Genomic DNA, 20,563 nt, shown 5'->3' with positions numbered 1-20,563 from the left:
TTTTATGACGTCCGCTGAAATTCGTGAAGCCTTTTTACATTTCTTTGAAACTAAAGGTCATACACGTGTTGCATCGAGTTCTCTCGTTCCCGCGAATGACCCGACTTTACTTTTCACCAATGCGGGTATGAACCAGTTCAAGGACTGCTTCCTAGGTTTAGAAAAACGTGATTATGTCCGTGCGACAACTTCACAAAAATGTGTACGTGCTGGTGGTAAGCATAACGACCTTGATAATGTCGGTTATACCGCACGTCACCATACCTTTTTTGAAATGTTGGGCAACTTCTCTTTTGGTGATTACTTCAAACGCGATGCCATTACTTACGCATGGGAGTTTTTAACTTCAGCAGAATGGCTAGGTTTAAACAAAGATAATCTTTATGTCACTGTTTACCATACTGACGATGAAGCTTACGACATCTGGAACAAAGAAGTTGGTCTAGCTGCTGAACGTATTATCCGTATTGGTGACAATAAAGGCGAAAAATACGCATCTGACAACTTCTGGGCAATGGGTGACACAGGTCCTTGTGGTCCTTGTTCTGAAATTTTCTATGATCACGGCGATCATATCTGGGGTGGTTTACCAGGCTCTGCCGAAGAAGATGGTGACCGCTATATCGAAATCTGGAACAACGTCTTCATGCAGTTCAACCGTACTGCAGATGGCGTGTTACATGCATTACCTGCTCCTTCTGTTGATACAGGTATGGGCTTAGAACGTATTTCTGCAGTTTTACAACATGTGAACTCGAACTACGACATCGACTTGTTTAAGCACCTGATTAAAGCTGCTGCTGAGATTGTTGGTACTGAGGATCAAGGTCAACCATCTTTACGCGTGGTTGCTGACCATGCGCGTTCTTGCTGCTTCCTGATTGCTGATGGTGTCAACCCATCCAATGAAGGTCGTGGTTATGTACTGCGCCGCATTATCCGTCGTGCGATTCGTCATGGTAATAAACTTGGGGCAACAGGCACATTCTTCTACAAAATGTTGCAACCTTTGATTGATGTGATGGGCGAAGCTTATCCACAGTTGATCGAAAACCGTGAACGCATCGAAGCTGCGCTTATCAAAGAAGAAGAACAGTTCGCAAAAACTCTTGAGCAAGGCTTGAAAGTACTTGAAGGCGAACTCAGCCAGTTAAAAGGCAACGTTATTCCTGGTGAAGTAGTATTCAAACTATATGACACTTACGGCTTCCCTGCTGACTTGACTGCTGACATCGCACGTGAACGTGAACTGACGATTGATGAAGCTGGTTTTGAAACTGAAATGGCTGCACAGCGTCAACGCGCACGTGATGCAGGCAAATTCAATGTTGACTATAACAGTATTGTGAAAGTCGACAGCAAAACTCAATTTGACGGTTACACTGCAACGCAAGGTCAAGGTCAAATTGTTGCCATTTATAAAGATGGCGAACAGGTTGACGAAGTGGTTGAAGGCGATGAAGCACTGATTGTACTGAACCAAACACCTTTCTATGCTGAAAGTGGTGGTCAGATTGGTGATACAGGTATCTTCAAAAACGAAACTGGTATTTTTGAAGTTCAAGACACCAAAAAATCAGGCGCAGCATTTGTTCACCAAGGTATCGTGACTATGGGTAGCTTAAAAGCTGCTCAAAATGTCGAAGCAACAGTAAAAGCAGATCTACGCGAAGCCACTGCACGCAACCACTCTGCAACACATTTACTTCACGCTGCACTACGCCAAGTTTTAGGCTCTCACGTTCAGCAAAAAGGCTCTTTGGTTGCTTCTGATATTTTACGTTTCGACTTTGCCAACGACCAACCTGTAAGCTTCGAGCAATTACAGCAAGTTGAGCGTCTGGTGAACCGTGAAGTGATTGCCAATACTGTTGTTAGCACTGAAGTTTTAGACATCGAATCTGCCAAAGCCAAAGGCGCAATGATGCTGTTTGGTGAAAAATATGGTGATGAAGTTCGCGTATTATCAATGGGTTCTATTATTGATGAGAAAAACTTCTCGATTGAGCTTTGCGGTGGTATTCACGTTAAGCGTACTGGCGATATTGGCTTGTTTAAAATCACTTCTGAAGGTGGTGTTGCAGCAGGTGTTCGCCGTATTGAAGCAGTTACAGGCACCAAAGCACTTGAAGCAGTGCAAAAAATGGATGCGACTATTCAACAAATCAATGGTCTATTGAAAGCGCAAAAAGACCAAACCCTAGAGAAAGTTCAGGCAACTGTTGAGCATGCATCTAGTTTGCAAAAACAGATTGAACAGTTGAATCAAAAACTTGCAAATTTCCAAGCAAGTGAACTGATCAACCAAATGCAAACGATTGCTGGTCGAAAAACTTTGATCAGCACCGTTCAAAATGTTGACGCAAAAGCATTGCGTCATTTACACGATAGTATCAAATCTAAATTCAATGATGCCGTGATTGTGTTGGCTGGTGTAGAAGCTGATAAAGTGAGCTTGCTTGCATCGGTTGCACAAGAATTCACAGCAACCTTGAAAGCAGGCGATATCATCAAGCACTTAAGCCAAGAGCTTGGTGGCAAAGGCGGTGGGAAACCAGATCTAGCACAAGGCGGGGCACCACTCAATGACAAGTTTGATCAAGTTATGGCAGCACTCCCTGCTTGGCTTGAGCAAAAATAATCTCACTTTTTGTGTAACTGACCCTGTTTCAAACAGGGTCGTGGCTTGTATGGAAAAATTATGGCATTAATCGTACAAAAATATGGTGGTACCTCAATGGGAACACCCGAGCGCATTTTAAATGTAGCTCGTCGCGTGAAGCGCTGGCATGATCATGGTCACAAAGTGGTTGTGGTGGTGTCTGCAATGAGTGGTGAAACCAACCGCTTGTTGTCTCTCGCGAAAGCCATTACCGAGACACCTGATCCTCGTGAACTTGACCAAATGGTATCTACGGGTGAACAGGTTACTATTTCCATGTTAGCGATGGCACTCAATTCTATTGGTGTCGAAGCTAAATCCTACACAGGTCGTCAAGTGGGTATTAAGACCGACAGCGCCTTTACCAAAGCTCGTATTGAAGCAATTGAAACTGACGTGATGACTGCTGATTTAGATGCTGGTCGTGTCATTGTGGTTGCTGGCTTCCAAGGTGTGGATGCGCTTGGCAATACAACAACACTTGGTCGTGGTGGTTCAGATACGACAGGTGTTGCACTTGCTGCTGCACTACGTGCAGATGAATGCCAAATCTATACAGATGTCGATGGTGTATATACAACTGATCCACGTGTTGCGCCAAAAGCCAAGAAAATTGATCGTATCTCTTTTGAAGAAATGCTGGAAATGGCATCTTTAGGCTCAAAAGTTTTACAAATTCGTTCAGTTGAATTCGCAGGAAAATATCAAGTGCCACTGCGTGTATTGTCAAGTTTTGACAATGATAATGACGGCGTATTTGATGATGAATTCAAACAAAACGTAGGAACACTTATTACAACTGAAGCGGAAGACACTATGGAACAGCCTATTATCTCTGGTATCGCATTCAACCGCGATGAAGCTAAATTGACTATTTTAGGTGTGCCTGATGAACCAGGCATCGCTTCAAAAATCCTATCGCCTATCGGTGCTGCCAACATCGAAGTTGATATGATCGTACAAAATATTGAAGAAGATGGTACAACCGACTTTACATTCACTGTGAATCGTACTGACTTTGCTAAAGCCAAAGCAATTTTGGACAACATCGCAAAAGAAATTAAAGCACGTGAAGTAACTGCACGCGATAATATTGTGAAAGTTTCTATCGTGGGTGTAGGTATGCGCTCTCATGCAGGTGTTGCTAGTAAAATGTTTACTGCACTTGCAGAAGAAAACATCAATATTTTGATGATTTCAACTTCAGAAATCAAAATTTCAGTATTAATTGAAGAAAACTATTTAGAGCTTGCTGTTCGCAGCCTGCACACTGCGTTTGGTTTAGACCGTGAACACGGTGAAAGCAGCGCACGTGCTTAAAGCTTATTCACTATCTTCAGTTTTTTAGGAAGATGAGTGAGAAAAAAGCAGAGCCGCTCTATGGAAACTAGAGCGGCTCTGTTATATTAGCAAAGAATATTTAGAAAATATTTAACAATCACGGTATCATACTGCTTCTTATTAGTAGTTACCGCATGCTGTTAAAATATTTTTTCTGAGGTTGTGGTTTAATTTTTGCATAACAGCAATGCAGGTTTAGCGATTAGCAAGGAGACAAACATGCTGATTCTGACTCGTCGTGTCGGAGAAACTTTAATGATTGGGGATCAAGTCAGTGTGACGGTACTTGGTGTTAAAGGCAACCAAGTTCGCATTGGTGTAAATGCTCCCAAAGAAGTATCAGTGCATCGTGAAGAAATTTATCAACGCATTCAACATGAACGCGCTATGCACGAGCACCTTCAAAACATCGATCAAGATTATCAACCGTCATTTTACGATGATGAATTTAATCAAAATAAATTTAACCGATAATTACAGATGATATATATCGTTATAGGCTCTGTAAAAATATTAAAAGCGATCAAAGAGATCGCTTTTGATATTTTAAGTAATTATTCTAAGCCCAAAGCCTTTTTCACGGGCTTATAGCTGCGACGATGCTGCTCAATAACGCCAAATTCAGCGATTGCATCAAAATGCGCTTTCGTTGGATACCCTTTATGCTTGGCAAATGCATATTGTGGGTATTCCTGATCAAGCAGTAACATTTGCCGATCACGTGTTACCTTTGCCAAAATACTGGCAGCACTAATTTCAGCGTGAGTTGCATCGCCTCCAACTATTGCTTCACAATCTATAGTTAAACCTTTCGGAATCTGGTTACCATCAACCAAAACTTTATCAGGTTGTATAGATAACCCAGCAACTGCTCGGCGCATTGCCAAAAAAGTCGCTTGCAAAATATTTAACTGATCAATTTCTTCATGCGTTGCTTCAGCAATTGACCATGCCAAAGCTTTTTCCTGAATTTCCACAAACAGTTTTTCACGTTTCTTTTCTGTCAGCTTCTTGGAATCATTTAACCCATCAATCGGGTTGTTTGGATCCAAGATCACCGCAGCAGCCACGACTGAACCTACTAAAGGTCCACGACCTGCCTCATCTACGCCTGCTATTTTCATGTGCTGCTACCCTGATTTAAGGTTTTAAGGCTTCAGCAACACACTGATTCAAGGTACGTGTAACTGCATTATTCACAATGGTCGCGCGTGCGGCTGGATCAATTGCAGCGGTCGCCAAATCAACTGCTGTAATATTTTCAGGAGCTTTGTCACTTACACAACCACAAATATTTGTTTGTACAGTTTGCTGCTGCTCTGTCGTCATGGCACGGCTCATCATTTTCCATGCTGGCTGATTATCGAGCTCTGTTGTACATTTAGCATTAATCGCAATTTTGATGGCAGTCATACCGAGCTGTTGTGCTGCTGCTTGATTTGTACCTGTTGCTAGGGTTCCATCTGTTGCACATCCACTAGATAAGATTGCGATTGCACAGAGTGCCCCAAAAGTTTTTTTCATTTGCTACTTACACCTTACAGTTAATCAAAATATTTTGCCCAAATAACCAGAACACCGTGATTTTTTCTAGTGCCCATCGGCTATGTGTATAAAATTACAGCACAATCGCAGGATTGTTCTATATTTCACACAACACTGTCACGCAGATTGCATTTTAAGCCAAGACGCTCGATTTTTATAATACAAAATCATTAAACTGCTTCTGATCAAAAAGCTTTATGAATACAAAATCTGCTTATTACACGCGTACTGCTCAGTTTTTACACTGGCTGATGGCTCTTATTTTTATTAGTGCATGGATCATCGGTTTTTATAGTGGCAACTTCCTCAGCTATGAAACCGATGGTGCATTTAAAGGTGATGTCATTACCCTGCATAAAAACATTGCAACCACGATTTTATTTTTAGTGGTGATTCGCATTTTCTGGCGCTATACCCATCCTGCTCCACAACTTCCTGATGGCATGTCAGCAGGCATGAAGGCATTGGCTCACTTCGGGCATTTGGCGCTATATTTTATGTTACTGGCACTACCGATTACAGGCTGTTTATTCAGCTGGACTGCTGGACATCCTGCGCCTGTACTGTATTTGTTTAATCTTCCACGATTACTCGATACCAATCCTGAAATTATGGCAATTGTAAAACCCATCCATATTTATCTATCTTGGACAGTGGGCTTATTGTTAGTTGGCCATATTCTTGCAGCACTAAAACATCATTTTTTTGATAAAGATACTGTCTTGCTTAGTATGACACGCCAACCTAAACCATAAAAAAAGGAACGCAATTGCGTTCCTTTTCATTTTGCTTATAGTGCATGAATCTGGTTAATCCATTTCTCTTTTTCAGCATCTTCCAAAAAAGATGCTTCAAATGAGTTGATTGCCAATTTTTTCAATTCGTCTTCACTCAAAGCCAAAGCTTCTGCAACTGCAATAAAGTTGTCATTCATATAACCGCCAAAATAAGCTGGGTCATCTGAATTCACGGTCACACATAAACCTTGCTCAAGTAAGCGCTGAATGTTGTGCTCGCGCATATCCTTCACCACACAGAGCTTTAAGTTGCTCAGCGGGCAAACGGTTAAAGGCATACGTTCTTGTGCCAAACGCTGCATAAGTGCTGGATCTTCTTCTGAGCGCACACCGTGGTCGATACGATTGACTTTAAGTAAATCTAGTGCCTGCCACACGTATTCTGTTGGCCCCTCTTCACCTGCATGCGCTACAATCAGGAACCCTGCTTCACGGGCTTTGGTAAAAACACGTTCAAATTTTTCTGGTGGATGCCCAACTTCACTAGAATCTAGGCCAACACCAATAATTTTGTCTTTAAATGGCAAGGCTTGCTCAAATGTTTCAATCGCATCAGCTTCGCTTAAATGACGCAAGAAGCACATAATCAGTTCTGAGCTAATACCGAGTTTAGCCTTAGCATCTTCACAAGCGCGAACTAAACCATTGAGTACCGTTTCAAAGGCAATACCACGTACCGTATGGGTTTGTGGGTCAAAGAACATTTCTGTATGTACCACATTGTCCTGTTGGCATTTTTCAAAATATGCCCAAGCCAGATCATAAAAATCCTGCTCATGAATCAGAACGTTGGCACCTGCATAGTAAATATCTAAAAAAGATTGCAGATTGTGGAAATTATAGGCTTGCTTGACGTCCTCAATCGTTTCATAAGGAATAATAACTTGGTTGCGTTTTGCAATCGCAAACATGAGCTCAGGCTCAAACGTACCTTCAATATGTACATGCAGCTCTGCTTTTGGCAAAGCACGAATGAGATCAAGTTGACTCATGTTATCTCCTAAAAACAAAAAAGGGTGCAAACTGAGTTTACACCCCAACTTTCAATAAAAAACTAACCACCAAAGGCAATAAACTTAATCACCCAAAGCACCGCCACAATCCACACCATATACGGTACGCTGCTTGCCTTACCTGTAAACAGTTTAATCAAGGCATAGCTAATAAAGCCCATGGCAATACCATCAGCAATTGAGTAGGAAAATGGCATAAACACCAAGGTTAGGAATGCAGGAACAGCCTCAGTAATATCATCCCATTCAATATGGGTGATACCCTGAATCATCAATACGCCAATAAAGAGCAAGGCTGGTGCAGTTGCAAAACTAGGAACTGATTGAGCCAGTGGCGCGAAAAACAAACACCCCAAAAACAGGATGGCAACCACAACTGCTGTTAAACCTGTACGTCCACCTGCGGCAACACCCGATGCAGATTCAATATAAGGCGTCGTTGAAGATGTCCCAAGTGCAGCACCTGCAATAATTGCGCTTGAGTCAGCAAACAGGGCTTTTTTCAGGCGCGGTAATTTACCTTCTTTCAATAGTCCTGCACGATGCGCAACCCCAACCAATGTACCCGTTGAGTCAAACAAATCGACCAAGAAAAATACAAAAATCACCCCAACCATGCTCGCAGTAAACAGACCTTTAAAGTCCATTTGCAAGAAGGTTGGCGCTAGTGATGGCACTTCGCCCACAACGCCTTGGAACTTGTTTAAGCCCATTACAGTCGAGATCGCTGTAATTGCCAAAATACTAATAATAATCGCACCGCGTACACGGAAGTGATGCAACACGACAATCATCAAGAAGCCAAGTAAGGTCAACAAAACTGTCGGCTGCTTAATATCACCCAAGCCCACTAAAGTGGCGTCATTATGAACAATAATGCCTGCATTTTTTAACGCGATCAGAGCCAGGAACAAACCAATCCCGCCACCGATTGCAAATTTGAGCGACATTGGAATGGCATTAACAATTGCTTCTCGGACTTTCAAAAAGCTAATCAGAACAAATACACAGCCTGAAATAAACACCGCAGCCAGTGCCGTTTGCCAATGTACATGCATCCCCAAACATACAGAATAAGTAAAATACGCATTCAGTCCCATGCCTGGTGCGAGTGCAATTGGGTAATTGGCAATCAGCCCCATCACCAAACAGCCAATTGCCGCAGCCAAACAGGTTGCTACAAATACAGCGCCATGATCCATTCCTGTCGTGGAAAGAATCATTGGATTAACAATAATGATGTAACACATAGTGATAAATGTAGTTACACCTGCAAGCACTTCGGTTCTAAACGTTGTCTTGTTTTCACTTAACTTAAATAAACGTTCAAGTACACCTGATGAAGATTGAGGAGTCGCCATATACAGCCCTTGAAAAAAATGCCGATTACACACTGCTGCGCATCAGCATTCACGAAAATGCGTAAAACAACATATATTGAGTGTATGCCAAAGCTTATGGACAACCCATATATGCATGTAAGTCACTTTAACCATTGCAAAATGAAATTAAAAAAGCCGCATTTCTTGATGCAGCTCATTTTAATTTTCGGCAATCAGTCAGTGTTCAGCCAAAAAATCATGCTTTAGTATAACATAAGTCAGCAAAATGTTATATTTTGTGACGATATTGTCAGTTCTTTTTATTGTCCCATTGCGCCAAGGTTACACGATCATTTTTTCCATAATCTTGTACTGTTCGAATCTGACTAAAACCTGCTTGCAAAAATATTCCTCGAACCACAGCACCCTGATCATAACCATGTTCAAGCACCACCCAACCTTGTGGGTTTAACCAGTTCACGGCCTGATCAATAATAATTTTCAAGTCCGCCAGACCTTTCTGCTGAGCAATCAAAGCGCGCTGTGGTTCGACACCAAGTTGCTGCAAATGGACATCTTCTGGGTCAATATACGGCGGATTTGACACAATCAGGTCAAATTTTTGGGCTGGAATCGCATCAAACCATGCGCCACATGCAAATCTTACTTGTTGTAACTGATGACGCTGGGCATTTTCTTGTGCAACCTGTAACGTCGGCAAATAGATATCTGTTGCCAACACTTGCCAACGCGGACGTTCACTGGCAAGTGCCAAAGCAATTGCACCTGTGCCTGTACCTAAATCCACCATCGAACATTGCTCAGATAATTCCAGATTCAGCACAGTGTCCACCAGAATTTCAGTGTCAGGGCGCGGCACAAGCGTATCGGAAGTGACTTTCAAATCCAGTGTCCAAAATGGCTGTGAACCTGTGACATAAGCCAAAGGTTCTCCCTGTTCCAGACGTTGCAACCCAGCCAGATATTGCTGGGTTTGTGCTTCAGTCAAACTTTGCTCTAAACGAAATTTGAGTTCTAGTGCACCGACTTGCACAATATGTTCAAGCAGCCACATGGCTTCCTGACGCTCGTAGCTGTCAGGATCTCCTCGCAAATTCAGCGCTTCGGCAATTTTCATTAACCGCCATTTTCCTGTGCAAGTGATGCCAACTGATCTGCCTGATATTCACGGTGCAAGCTATCAAGCAACTCGGTCAAATCACCTTCCATAATCGCATCTAGCTTATATAACGTCAGGTTAATGCGGTGATCAGTCATACGTCCTTGCGGATAGTTATACGTACGGATACGCTCTGAACGATCGCCTGAACCAACCAAGTCACGGCGCATTTCAGAGGTTGCTGACTCTTGAGCTGCACGTTTGGCATTTTCCAGACGCGAAACCAACAGTGCCATGGCTTTTGCTTTGTTTTTATGCTGTGAACGCTCGTCCTGACATTCCACCACAACGCCTGTCGGAATATGGGTAATTCGTACTGCTGAGTCTGTTTTGTTAATATGCTGACCACCTGCACCTGAGGCGCGATAGGTATCAATCCGTAAATCGGCAGAGTTAATTTCAACAGTCGTATCAACATCGACTTCAGGTAGAATTGCTACAGTACATGCTGAGGTATGTACACGACCTTGTGATTCGGTTGCTGGTACACGTTGCACACGGTGCGCGCCACTTTCAAATTTTAGGCGCCCATATACGCCATCACCGTTGACCAAACAAATGACCTCTTTATAGCCACCATGTTCGCCTTCATTCTCTGACAGTATTTCAATACGCCAACCTTGCGTTTCTGCATATTTGCTATACATACGAAACAAATCGCCTGAAAAAATCGCAGCTTCATCACCACCCGTTCCAGCACGAATTTCCAAATAAGCGGAGTTGGCATCGTTCGGGTCTTTGGGAATCATTAAAATATTCAAATCAGCTTCAAGCTGTTCGATTAAGGCTTTATTGTCTTTGATTTCTTCTTGTGCCATATCCTTAAAATCAGGATCACTGAGCATGGCTTCAGCAGTTTCAATATCTTCTTCTGCCTGACGATACTTTTGCCAGACCTCGGTAAGTTCTGTCAAATCACTGTGTTCACGGGATAATTTGCGAAATCGCTTATTATCAGAAATCACTTCTGCATCCGCCAATAATGCGGTTAACTCTTCATGGCGGTCAGAGAGCTGGTCTAATCGTAAACGCAACGATTCTTTCATTGTAAAAATATCTCAATAATAACAGTGCTAAAACTAGCAGAATTTGAACTGCGCATAGTTTAACGTATTCTTCCCAGAAATAAACCTCAGCGTTTTAATACAGAAATTCGATCACTTCTCCGCAAGAAATATCAGCAGTCACTTAACACAACAACAAAACTGCCCGAGCGATATCCAAGCTGCACAATTGATCATTTAATGAATTATTTTAATATAAAGCATACAAACATTAACTAAAGCATTGCAAGCGTGGAGAAATTCTCCATGATTACTCTGAAGTCTCTTGTTACCTTTGTCAGCATTCAAGAATGTCTGATGACATGGAGCAATGAAACAATGAAAAAATTTGCAATGATCTTAATGAGTGCCACGTTGGCAACATCCGCAATGTCAGGTATTGCACATGCAGGCGACACAGCAAACGTCGCAATTACCAGTGCACTTGGTAGTGTAGTCGGTACTTCAGTTGGTCGTCATGTTGGTGGTAACGGCGGTGCTTTAGTAGGTTCAGCCATTGGTGGCGGCGCAGGTGCTGCGGTTTCAAGTAACCGTCATAACCGTACTTCTGCTGCCATCGGTGGTGCGGTAGGTGGTGCTGCTGGTTACTCCGTAGGTAAAAATATCGGTGGTTCTAGAGGTGGTCTGGTTGGCGCAGGTCTTGGTGCAGCAGGCGGTTCAGTAGTAGGTAACAATATTGCCAAAGAAAGACGTGCTGATCGTAACTATTACTATAGCCAACAACGCCATCACCACAAACGCCATCATCACGACTACTATCGTTAATTGATATTTTAATCATTCTAAAATGGAGTATATTAGGCTTTGACCATTATAATAACTCCATTTTAACTATGGCAAATCTCAGAGATATTCACTTTTCGATTCTAGAACTGGCTTCAATACGTGAAGGTCAAAGCGTTCAAGCGACCTTAGCGCATACTCTGCAACTGGCACAACATGCCGAACAACTTGGCTATCATCGCATGCTGTTGGCAGAGCATCACAATATGAGTGGGATTGCCAGTTCTGCAACTTCAGTTTTACTGACCTATTTACTTGCAAATACCAAACACCTGATTTTAGGTTCAGGTGGTGTGATGTTACCTAACCATGCCCCTTTAGTCGTTGCAGAACAATTTGGCACACTAGCCACACTGTTTCCTGAACGCGTCGTGTTAGGTTTAGGGCGCGCACCTGGTACAGATCCAATCACCATGCGGGCGTTACGCCGCGGCAATCAAGCATCTGAAGATCAGTTCCCACAAGATGTTTTAGAAATTCTGCAATATTTTAAACAACCACGTCCCAACCAGCAGATTATTGCTACGCCTGGGCAAAATACTCATGTCCCTGTTTTACTACTAGGTTCAAGTTTATTTAGTGCACAGCTAGCAGCTCAGCTCGGTTTACCTTACGCTTTCGCTTCACATTTTGCGCCACGCTTTTTAGAAGAAGCCATCAAGATTTATCGGGGAAATTTTCAACCTTCAGAATATCTAGATAAACCTTACATCTCGATTGGTGTTCCTACAGTTGTGGCAGAAACCGATGAAGAAGCGCAATTTCTAGCCACAACTGCTTATCAACGTATTTTGGCACTCTTGCGCGGGCAAAGTTTAAAACTCAAGCCACCTGTATCATCCATGCAAAATTTATGGTCTTCGAGCGAATTAGAAGCTGTAAAAAACTTCTACGCTCTTGCCCAAATTGGCTCAGTAAAAACCGTACAACACGGGCTACAACAGTTAGCCGAACGACTGGCTGTAGACGAATTTATTTTCACCTGTGACATTTACGACATGCAAAAACGCCTCGATAATTTTCAATACCTCATGCAGATGAAATAAACTAACTCGGCAGGTCACCATGTTTTTGTTAAGTCGCAATACATCGTGACCTTATTATAATGTTACACTATAACAAATTAATTCTTTTGAGTTGTTGTTCATGTTGTTGAAACGGATTAGTGTACTTCTAACAATTTCTTGTGGTTTTATTGGCTGCACCCAGCCACCTCCGATTTCAAAAACAATATCTTCACGTTCTATTCAACCCACGACATTTTCTCCGCAAAGTAACGTTCTACCACCTGTATCTTATCAAGCATGGCTTTTGCAAAGCGGTCATCAATTTAAAGTGCAAGCATATAAAAATTTTCTCACCCAACAGCGTGTTGAATTTGTTGTACCAGACTTTGAAATGTTTCGTTCTGCCCGTGATTGGCAACAATGTCATTATGATGAATACGATGTGCCAGACCCTTCCGTCTGGGGAAATGCTGTAGCAACTTTACGCCTGCTTCAATATCTGCATGATCAAGGAATCGTGAATAATATTGAAGTAACATCAAGTTATCGTTCTCCATACTTAAACCTGTGTGCTGGCGGAGCCAAATCATCGAGCCATTTGCTTAATTCAGCAATTGATTTTCGAATAGGCTCTCCACAACCATCGGGGCAAGAGCAACTTGAGATTCAGGCAGATAAACTAAAGCTCTGTAAATTTTGGCAGCAACAAGGTCAAAGTTGGCGTATGGGACTAGGTATTTACAATACAGGACAAATTCACATTGATACGCAAGGTTTTAGAACTTGGGGACCCGATCATACATGGCATAGTTCTTTATGTGGCGAAATCATTCTTTAACCACCCAAGAAAAAAATATCCGCCAAATTGACGGATATTTTATGTCTAGCTAGATGCTGAATTAACGGAATTTCTTATGGTTAGTATCACGAATATCCAGTAATTTTTTGCCTTCTTGCTTTGCTTGTGCCAACTTTCCAGCTTTTACTAATGCATTGGTTTTATCAATTTCACCAACCAACTGATCAACCCCTGCATAATAAGCTTTTAACTGCTGTGGGTCTTTTTGTACTTTGGCAGGAGCCTGTTTTTTTGAATCAAGCGCAGCAGCACGCATTTTAGTTAAAGCAGCAGTTGCTTGTTGAGCATTATCACTACCTGAAAATGTTTTATAACCAATTGCCAAAGTACGCATATCATCTTCTAAGGTTGCTGCCATTCCCCACTGGCTTGCCAACATACTCGAAACTGCTAAAATACCAGCGGCTACAATTTTTTTCATCATCACGTTCCTACAGGATATTGGGTAAGTTTTTTTATTGATTTGGCAAGCATGCCATAACCACACAACAAAATAGAAGATAAAGCTCTATTATCACATTGAATTTAAGTAAATTAATGTAATGTTAAGTTCTTATATTCAAGTTATATTATAACATAATACCAACATCCTTTTTACACCTAAAATACTACACCGATTATAAAAAAACTGCCTGTTACTGTGCACTCAGGTTTTTTAAGTACTGGAAAAACCACATGACTAAATCATATTTTAAATAGCCGTGAAAATCATAGAATGGCTTTGATTGTCATTCACATGCCAAAGTTAGATATTCATGCAACATCGCAGAATTCTACACTCCTGTTAATGATCAGCATTTCAAGCAATCAACTAACTTAACTCACATCCAGATATAAAGTTTCCTTCACTTCTTCCATCACCACATAACTATGTGAAGATGCCGAGGCAGGCAATTTTTTCAATAAATCGCCAAGCAAACGTCGATAAGCACTCATCTCTTTCAGACGAGCTTTCACCAGATAATCGAACTCACCTGAAATGAGATGGCACTCCAACACTTCTGGAATCTGCGCCAAGTCATGCGCCACCCGATCAAACACATCTCCAGACTTTGCCGAGAGCTTAATCTCAAGAAAAACCAACAAATTTTTGTCTACTAATGCAGGGTTAACGCGAGCATAATATCCTGTAATGATGCCATCACGTTCAAGACGTTTGACTCGCTCAGAACAAGGCGTTGTTGATAAATTTACCCGTGTTGCAAGCTCACTGATGGCAATACGCCCATCTCTTTGCAAAATATCCAAAATGAGACGATCTGTACGGTCTAATGTACGCATAGATTTTTTCCTTCCTTAGACGCTATTTTTTAGTAAAAACTCATAAAATTCACTATATTTTAGCCTTTAAAATAGTGAAAAAAACTGATTATCTAACTCTATACTAGCAAAATCAACTAAGGATTTACACAGAGGGTTTGTGATGCATGTCATCATCCTAGGCAGTGGCGTAATTGGAGTAACCAGTGCTTATTATCTCGCAAAACAAGGGGCAAAAGTGACTGTGCTTGACCGCCAGCCAAACCCTGCTGAAGAAACAAGTTTCGGCAACGCGGGACAAATTTCTCCCGGATATTCAACCCCTTGGGCAGCTCCCGGCATTCCATTAAAAGCGATTAAATGGATGTTCCAGCGTCATGCACCATTGGCAATTCGTTTAGATGGTACTTTGTGGCAACTTAAATGGATGTCACAAATGCTGGCAAACTGTAATGCTGAGCGTTATGCAATCAACAAAGAACGTATGACGCGTGTGGCTGAATATAGTCGTGACTGTTTACGTGAACTCCGTAAAGACACAGGTATTAGCTATGAAAACCGTTCAGGTGGCACATTACAATTGTTCCGTAATCAGGCACAAATTGAAGCAGTACAGCGTGACATTAAAGTCCTAGAAGAATGTGGTGTACCTCACCAACTTCTGACAGCAGAACAATTGTCGAGTGTTGAACCTGCTTTGGCACATGCTAAAGACCATTTGACTGGCGGTTTACGCTTACCCAATGATGAAACAGGTGATTGTTACTTGTTTACCAATCGTCTTGCGAAAATTGCTGAAGATTTAGGTGTCGAATTCCGCTTCAACCAAAATGTGGAATCTCTAGTTTGGGAAGGCGATAAAATTACAGGCGTTAAAGTTGGTAATGAAATTCTGAAAGCTGACCAGTTCGTTTTGGCATTTGGTAGCTATAGTCGTGATTTTATTGCACCACTAGGTCTAGACGTTCCTGTTTACCCTGTAAAAGGGTATTCAATCACTGTACCGATTGTAAATGAATCTCTGGCACCACAATCAACTGTCCTTGATGAAACCTACAAAATTGCAGTGACACGTTTTGACAACCGCATCCGTGTTGGCGGTATGGCAGAACTTGGTGGTTTCGATTTACGTCTGAATCCAAATCGCCGTGCGACTTTGGAAATGGTGGTAAATGACTTGTTCCCAGGTGGTGATGTTTCCCAAGCAACTTTCTGGACAGGCTTACGCCCGATGACACCAGACAGTACACCAATCATTGGGGCAACCAAATATAAAAACCTATTCTTGAATACAGGTCACGGTACGCTAGGCTGGACCATGTCTTGTGGTTCAGGGAAATTACTCAGCGACATTATTTTTAATAATAAAACAGAAATTAGCACTGAAGGTTTGGCTATTAGCCGTTACGGACATTAAGTTTCCTGCTCTCTCCCACTCTCTCCCAACTAAAAGAGCTGACCTCGGTCAGCTCTTTTTTTAATTCAAAAATTTTATCCAATACGACGTTTAAGACCAGTCATTTGTAAAATACGGGTTGAGATTTCTTCAATTGACATTTCTGAGACATCCAAATATGGAATCCCTTCAGAGATATAAATACCTTCAACAGCACGTAGTTCCATCTGACATTGATTAAAGCTGGCATAACGACTACCTGCCTTACGTTCTGTACGAATCGCAACAAGGCGCTCAGCATCAATCATTAACCCAAACAGTTTATTTTTGTGGTGCTTCAGTACTGTTGGTAACCGGTTGTCATCCAGATCTTCTTCAGTCAGTGGATAGTTCGCTACCCGAATACCAAATTGCAAAGAAAGATAAATTGATGTTGGTGTTTTTCCTGAACGAGAAACGCCAATCAGAATAATATCTGCTTTATCATAATGACGGGTACGTGCGCCGTCGTCATTGTCCAATGCAAAATGTACTGCATCAATACGTGCTTTATAGTATTCAGTATCTGTCACTGCATGAGTTTGACCAATTAATGTGGTCGGTGGTGTCCCCAACTCCTGCTCTAGCTTGCTAATCAAACCTTCAAACACGTCTAGATTGACCGCATTGGCAGTATTAATAATATCACGCACGTTTCGATCAACTAAAGTATCAAACACTAGAGGTAATTTACCCTCTTCATGCTGGCAATTATTGATTTCTTCAACCACCTTCATGGCTGCTTCTTCTGTCGTGATATACGGGATGATATGAATATCAAAATTGACGTTTGGAAACTGTGCCAGTAAAGAATGCCCCAAGGTTTCAGCGGTAATTGCTGTTCCATCAGAAATGAAAAATACCGTTCTTTTAATTTGTTTACCTTCAGGCATCAAAAATCTCCTCAAATATTTGTCTTAGTGGCGTATATTCTTTATAGTAAACCCATCTTACAGAACTGTCGCTTAGTTAACATCAAAAAAGCTAAGTGTTTGTGTTTTTGACATGATCGAATAAATCACATTTTGCAAAAGTGGAGAAACTACTTTGGAAGCGCGCGTAATAGGTCTAGAAAAATTAGGGAAACATGACGTTGAACTTGTAGGTGGGAAAAACTCATCTCTAGGGGAAATGATCAGCCATCTTTCTAATGCAGGAGTCTCCGTTCCTGGTGGTTTTGCAACAACAGCCGCCGCTTATCGTGAATTTCTTGAGCAAAGTGGTCTTAATGCAAAAATTCAAGCTGAACTTGAACAACTTAATGTTGATGATGTAAATGCTTTAGCAGTCACAGGCGCAAAAATTCGCCAATGGATTGTTGAAACTCCACTCACCAAAGAATTAGAAAAAGAAGTGCGTGAAGCATTCACAGCACTTTCAAACGGCAACCCTGATATCGCGGTTGCCGTTCGTTCTTCTGCAACAGCAGAAGATCTTCCTGATGCATCTTTTGCGGGTCAACAAGAAACTTTCTTAAACATTCGCGGCATTGAAAATGTCCTCATCGCAATTAAAGAAGTGTTTGCCTCTTTATTTAATGACCGTGCAATTGCTTACCGCGTACACCAAGGCTTCGACCACAAATTAGTTGCACTTTCTGCAGGCATCCAGCGCATGGTTCGCTCAGAAACTGGTGCTGCGGGCGTTATGTTCACGCTTGACACAGAGTCTGGCTTCCGTGATGTCGTATTTGTTACTGCATCTTATGGCTTAGGTGAAATGGTCGTACAAGGGGCTGTAAACCCTGATGAATTTTACTTATCTAAACCATTATTAAATAATGGTAAGCATGCAGTCATTCGCCGTAACCTTGGTGCTAAACACCAAAAAATGGTTTACGGTGAAGAAGGTGCTGCAGGTAAATCTGTCGTTGTTGTTGATGTTGAAAAACAAGATCGCCAACAATTTGCGCTCAATGATCATGAATTGCATGAGCTTGCTAAACAAGCGCTCATCATCGAACAACATTATGGTGCTCCAATGGACATCGAATGGGCAAAAGATGGTGATGACGAACAGATCTACATTGTTCAAGCACGTCCTGAAACTGTAAAAAGCCGCCAAAATGTCGGCACAATGGAACGCTACCTGCTTAAACAAAAAGGTACAGTTCTTGCTGAAGGTCGTTCAATTGGTCAACGCATCGGTTCTGGTAAAGTACGTATCGTTTCTTCAATTAAAGAAATGGACAAAGTTCAAGATGGCGATGTGCTTGTTTCAGACATGACTGACCCAGACTGGGAACCAGTAATGAAGCGTGCTGCTGCAATTATCACAAACCGCGGCGGTCGTACTTGTCATGCAGCCATTATTGCTCGTGAACTCGGTGTCCCTGCAATCGTAGGTTGTGGTAATGCAACTGAAGTATTAACTGATGGACAAGATGTTACTGTTTCTTGTGCTGAAGGTGATACAGGTTTCATTTACGAAGGCGCTTTAGACTTTGAAGTACAACGTAACTCAATCGAGTCTATGCCAAAACTTCCGTTCAAAATCATGATGAACGTGGGTAACCCTGATCGCGCATTCGACTTTGCTCAAATTCCAAATGAAGGTATTGGCTTAGCGCGTCTTGAGTTCATTATTAACCGTATGATCGGTGTGCATCCAAAAGCTTTGTTAAATATTGACAGCTTACCACGTGAAACACGCGCAGCAGTCATGACTCGTACCGCAGGTTATGCATCTCCTGTTGAGTTCTATGTTGAGAAACTGGTTGAAGGTATTACAACACTTGCTGCTGCATTTGCAGACAAACCAGTGATTGTGCGTATGTCTGACTTCAAATCAAACGAATACGCAAACTTGATTGGCGGTAAACTGTACGAACCTGAAGAAGAAAACCCAATGCTGGGCTTCCGTGGTGCAAGCCGTTACGTATCTGAAAATTTCCGTGACTGCTTTGAACTCGAATGTCGTGCATTGAAAAAAGCACGTGATGAAATGGGTCTAACCAACATCCAAATCATGATCCCATTTGTACGTACAGTTGCTGAAGCGAAACGTGTCATTGAACTGCTTGCACAAAATGGCTTAAAACGTGGTGAAAATGGTCTTAAAGTCATCATGATGTGTGAATTACCAACCAATGCATTATTGGCTGAACAATTCCTAGAGCACTTTGATGGCTTCTCAATCGGTTCAAATGACTTGACCCAGTTAACACTTGGTTTAGACCGTGACTCTGGTATCGTATCGCATTTGTTTGATGAACGTGATGCAGCCGTGAAAGCACTTCTTTCTATGGCAATCCATGCATGCCGTAAAGCAGGCAAATATGTCGGCATTTGTGGTCAAGGTCCTTCAGACCATCCTGACCTTGCAAAATGGCTCATGGAGCAAGGCATTGAATCTGTATCATTGAACCCAGACTCAGTACTTGATACATGGTTCTTCCTAGCTGAAGAAAAAATTAAACAACTTTAAGTCATCGTAAAAACATGATAAAAAAGACCCATTAATGGGTCTTTTTTATTGAATATTGAGATAATGGTTTTATGCAAATATATTTAGCGCGAAATAATCAACAAGCAGGACCTTATACCTTAGAACAACTCAATCAAATGCTTGCCAATCAACAGGTCTTACTCACTGACCTTGCTTGGCATCAAGGTATGACCGAATGGAAACCATTAGGTGAACTCACCCATGGGCAACTTTTCTATCGTCCTCAAAATTATTCAGAGCAACCACAACCCCAGTCTTCATCGATTAATTTATCTAAAAAAGCACAGCAGCCAGCAGTCAGCCTTGCGTCAATTGAAAAAAGAGTATTTGCAAAACTGATCGATCTGTTGCTTTGGTTACCCGCATTTGCACTTCCATCATTCTATATGGATGATGCGACAAAAACGCAAATGATCAAGTTGCAAGAACAAGGGATCAATGCCAACTCTCAAGCCGAGATCTTTAATCTTATTCCTACCGATGCATGGCATAGCATGTTGATTTACATCATAATTATGCTAGCAATTCAGGCATTTTTGCTTGCTAAATCAGGTCAAAGTATCGGTAAGTATATTGCAAAGATTCAAATCGTCGATGCAGAAAATGATGAAGCTGTAGGTTTAACACGAATATTTTTACTACGCAGTATGGTCTTCATCATTTTGAATTTACTTTTTATGCCTTTTATCACCATACTAGATTTTGCTTTTATTTTTAGCGAAAAAAAGCAGACTTTGCATGATCGTATTGCTAAAACTAAAGTTATAAATAGAATAAAAATCACAAATAAAGTGGAATAACTGAAAATAATTTCATGTTATTAACTTTATGATTTTAGGTATTTTTCT

General features: G+C 41.6%; 19 protein-coding genes. 10 read left to right on the top strand and 9 right to left on the bottom strand.

The genetic code is table 11. The features are described 5' to 3' along the window. The first annotated feature begins 4 nt into the window (after positions 1 to 4). The 3 genes from alaS (at position 5) to csrA (ending at position 4,477) form a co-directional block, all read left to right on the top strand. Positions 5 to 2,641, top strand: a complete 2,637-nt coding sequence (gene alaS, locus ACX1N5_RS01350; protein ID WP_458800271.1) for an alanine--tRNA ligase — start codon at positions 5 to 7, stop codon at positions 2,639 to 2,641. A 60-nt stretch (positions 2,642 to 2,701) separates the two neighbouring features. Then, positions 2,702 to 3,982, top strand: coding sequence for an aspartate kinase (locus ACX1N5_RS01345; protein ID WP_004753022.1), 1,281 nt, complete (start codon positions 2,702 to 2,704; stop codon positions 3,980 to 3,982). Between the two features lie 240 nt (positions 3,983 to 4,222). Beyond that, positions 4,223 to 4,477 carry a carbon storage regulator CsrA gene (csrA, locus tag ACX1N5_RS01340; protein ID WP_004753025.1) on the top strand — a complete coding sequence of 85 codons (255 nt, stop codon included), beginning with the start codon at positions 4,223 to 4,225 and terminating at the stop codon, positions 4,475 to 4,477. Between the two features lie 80 nt (positions 4,478 to 4,557). Here the strand turns inward: csrA and rnhB are convergent, their stop codons facing one another. Then, positions 4,558 to 5,127: a ribonuclease HII gene (rnhB, locus tag ACX1N5_RS01335; protein WP_131380772.1), complete on the bottom strand. Its 570-nt coding sequence runs from the start codon at positions 5,125 to 5,127 to the stop codon at positions 4,558 to 4,560. Positions 5,128 to 5,143: 16 nt separating this feature from the next. Next, positions 5,144 to 5,527, bottom strand: coding sequence for a hypothetical protein (locus ACX1N5_RS01330; RefSeq protein ID WP_131380774.1), 384 nt, complete (start codon positions 5,525 to 5,527; stop codon positions 5,144 to 5,146). Positions 5,528 to 5,745: 218 nt separating this feature from the next. Here ACX1N5_RS01330 and ACX1N5_RS01325 point away from each other — a divergent pair, with 218 nt between their 5' ends. Then, positions 5,746 to 6,303 (top strand): cytochrome b, encoded by a 558-nt coding sequence (locus ACX1N5_RS01325; RefSeq protein ID WP_131380776.1) that lies wholly within the window; start codon positions 5,746 to 5,748, stop codon positions 6,301 to 6,303. Positions 6,304 to 6,338: 35 nt separating this feature from the next. On the opposite strand, the gene ACX1N5_RS01320 is transcribed toward ACX1N5_RS01325, so the two are convergent. From ACX1N5_RS01320 to prfA, 4 genes are all read right to left on the bottom strand, one after another. Beyond that, entirely contained in the window at positions 6,339 to 7,337 is a 999-nt protein-coding gene (locus ACX1N5_RS01320) for an adenosine deaminase (protein WP_131380777.1), read from the bottom strand. Positions 7,338 to 7,399: 62 nt separating this feature from the next. Further along, the gene (locus ACX1N5_RS01315) at positions 7,400 to 8,719 is read right to left on the bottom strand and encodes an NCS2 family permease (protein WP_131380779.1); all 1,320 of its coding nucleotides are present in this window, start codon (positions 8,717 to 8,719) and stop codon (positions 7,400 to 7,402) included. Between the two features lie 271 nt (positions 8,720 to 8,990). Beyond that, the gene (gene prmC, locus ACX1N5_RS01310; protein ID WP_131380781.1) at positions 8,991 to 9,818 is read right to left on the bottom strand and encodes a peptide chain release factor N(5)-glutamine methyltransferase; all 828 of its coding nucleotides are present in this window, start codon (positions 9,816 to 9,818) and stop codon (positions 8,991 to 8,993) included. Then, positions 9,818 to 10,906: a peptide chain release factor 1 gene (prfA, locus tag ACX1N5_RS01305; RefSeq protein ID WP_004903925.1), complete on the bottom strand. Its 1,089-nt coding sequence runs from the start codon at positions 10,904 to 10,906 to the stop codon at positions 9,818 to 9,820. The genes prmC and prfA overlap by 1 nt, the downstream gene beginning before the upstream one ends. Before the next feature lie 264 nt (positions 10,907 to 11,170). Here prfA and ACX1N5_RS01300 point away from each other — a divergent pair, with 264 nt between their 5' ends. From ACX1N5_RS01300 to ACX1N5_RS01290, 3 genes are all read left to right on the top strand, one after another. Then, positions 11,171 to 11,689 carry a glycine zipper domain-containing protein gene (locus ACX1N5_RS01300; RefSeq protein ID WP_458800179.1) on the top strand — a complete coding sequence of 173 codons (519 nt, stop codon included), beginning with the start codon at positions 11,171 to 11,173 and terminating at the stop codon, positions 11,687 to 11,689. A 68-nt stretch (positions 11,690 to 11,757) separates the two neighbouring features. After that, on the top strand, positions 11,758 to 12,753 hold the full coding sequence (locus ACX1N5_RS01295; protein WP_131380785.1) for an LLM class flavin-dependent oxidoreductase: 996 nt from the start codon (positions 11,758 to 11,760) through the stop codon (positions 12,751 to 12,753). Positions 12,754 to 12,853: 100 nt separating this feature from the next. Beyond that, positions 12,854 to 13,552 carry a YcbK family protein gene (locus ACX1N5_RS01290; RefSeq protein ID WP_458800176.1) on the top strand — a complete coding sequence of 233 codons (699 nt, stop codon included), beginning with the start codon at positions 12,854 to 12,856 and terminating at the stop codon, positions 13,550 to 13,552. A 61-nt stretch (positions 13,553 to 13,613) separates the two neighbouring features. Here ACX1N5_RS01290 and cybC read toward each other — a convergent pair whose 3' ends face one another. Together cybC and ACX1N5_RS01280 are read right to left on the bottom strand one after the other, a co-directional pair. Beyond that, positions 13,614 to 13,994, bottom strand: coding sequence for a cytochrome b562 (cybC, locus tag ACX1N5_RS01285; RefSeq protein WP_458800174.1), 381 nt, complete (start codon positions 13,992 to 13,994; stop codon positions 13,614 to 13,616). 395 nt (positions 13,995 to 14,389) lie between these two features. Beyond that, positions 14,390 to 14,854, bottom strand: a complete 465-nt coding sequence (locus tag ACX1N5_RS01280) for an Lrp/AsnC ligand binding domain-containing protein (protein WP_004753052.1) — start codon at positions 14,852 to 14,854, stop codon at positions 14,390 to 14,392. Positions 14,855 to 14,996: 142 nt separating this feature from the next. On the opposite strand from ACX1N5_RS01280, the gene ACX1N5_RS01275 reads away from it, so the two are divergent. Next, entirely contained in the window at positions 14,997 to 16,250 is a 1,254-nt protein-coding gene (locus ACX1N5_RS01275) for a D-amino acid dehydrogenase (RefSeq protein ID WP_458800172.1), read from the top strand. 74 nt (positions 16,251 to 16,324) lie between these two features. Here the strand turns inward: ACX1N5_RS01275 and ppsR are convergent, their stop codons facing one another. Further along, a complete protein-coding gene (gene ppsR / locus ACX1N5_RS01270; RefSeq protein WP_004753055.1) occupies positions 16,325 to 17,161 on the bottom strand; it encodes a posphoenolpyruvate synthetase regulatory kinase/phosphorylase PpsR in 837 nt (278 codons plus the stop codon). A gap of 154 nt (positions 17,162 to 17,315) precedes the next feature. Between ppsR and ppsA the strand changes: the two genes are divergently transcribed. Next, entirely contained in the window at positions 17,316 to 19,694 is a 2,379-nt protein-coding gene (gene ppsA, locus ACX1N5_RS01265; protein ID WP_116726325.1) for a phosphoenolpyruvate synthase, read from the top strand. Between the two features lie 71 nt (positions 19,695 to 19,765). Then, positions 19,766 to 20,515, top strand: a complete 750-nt coding sequence (locus ACX1N5_RS01260) for an RDD family protein (RefSeq protein WP_131380795.1) — start codon at positions 19,766 to 19,768, stop codon at positions 20,513 to 20,515. Positions 20,516 to 20,563: the final 48 nt, after the last annotated feature.

The sequence above is a fragment of the Acinetobacter sp. ANC 4636 genome (assembly GCF_054454555.1).
This window is presented reverse-complemented; position numbering and strand designations above follow the sequence as displayed.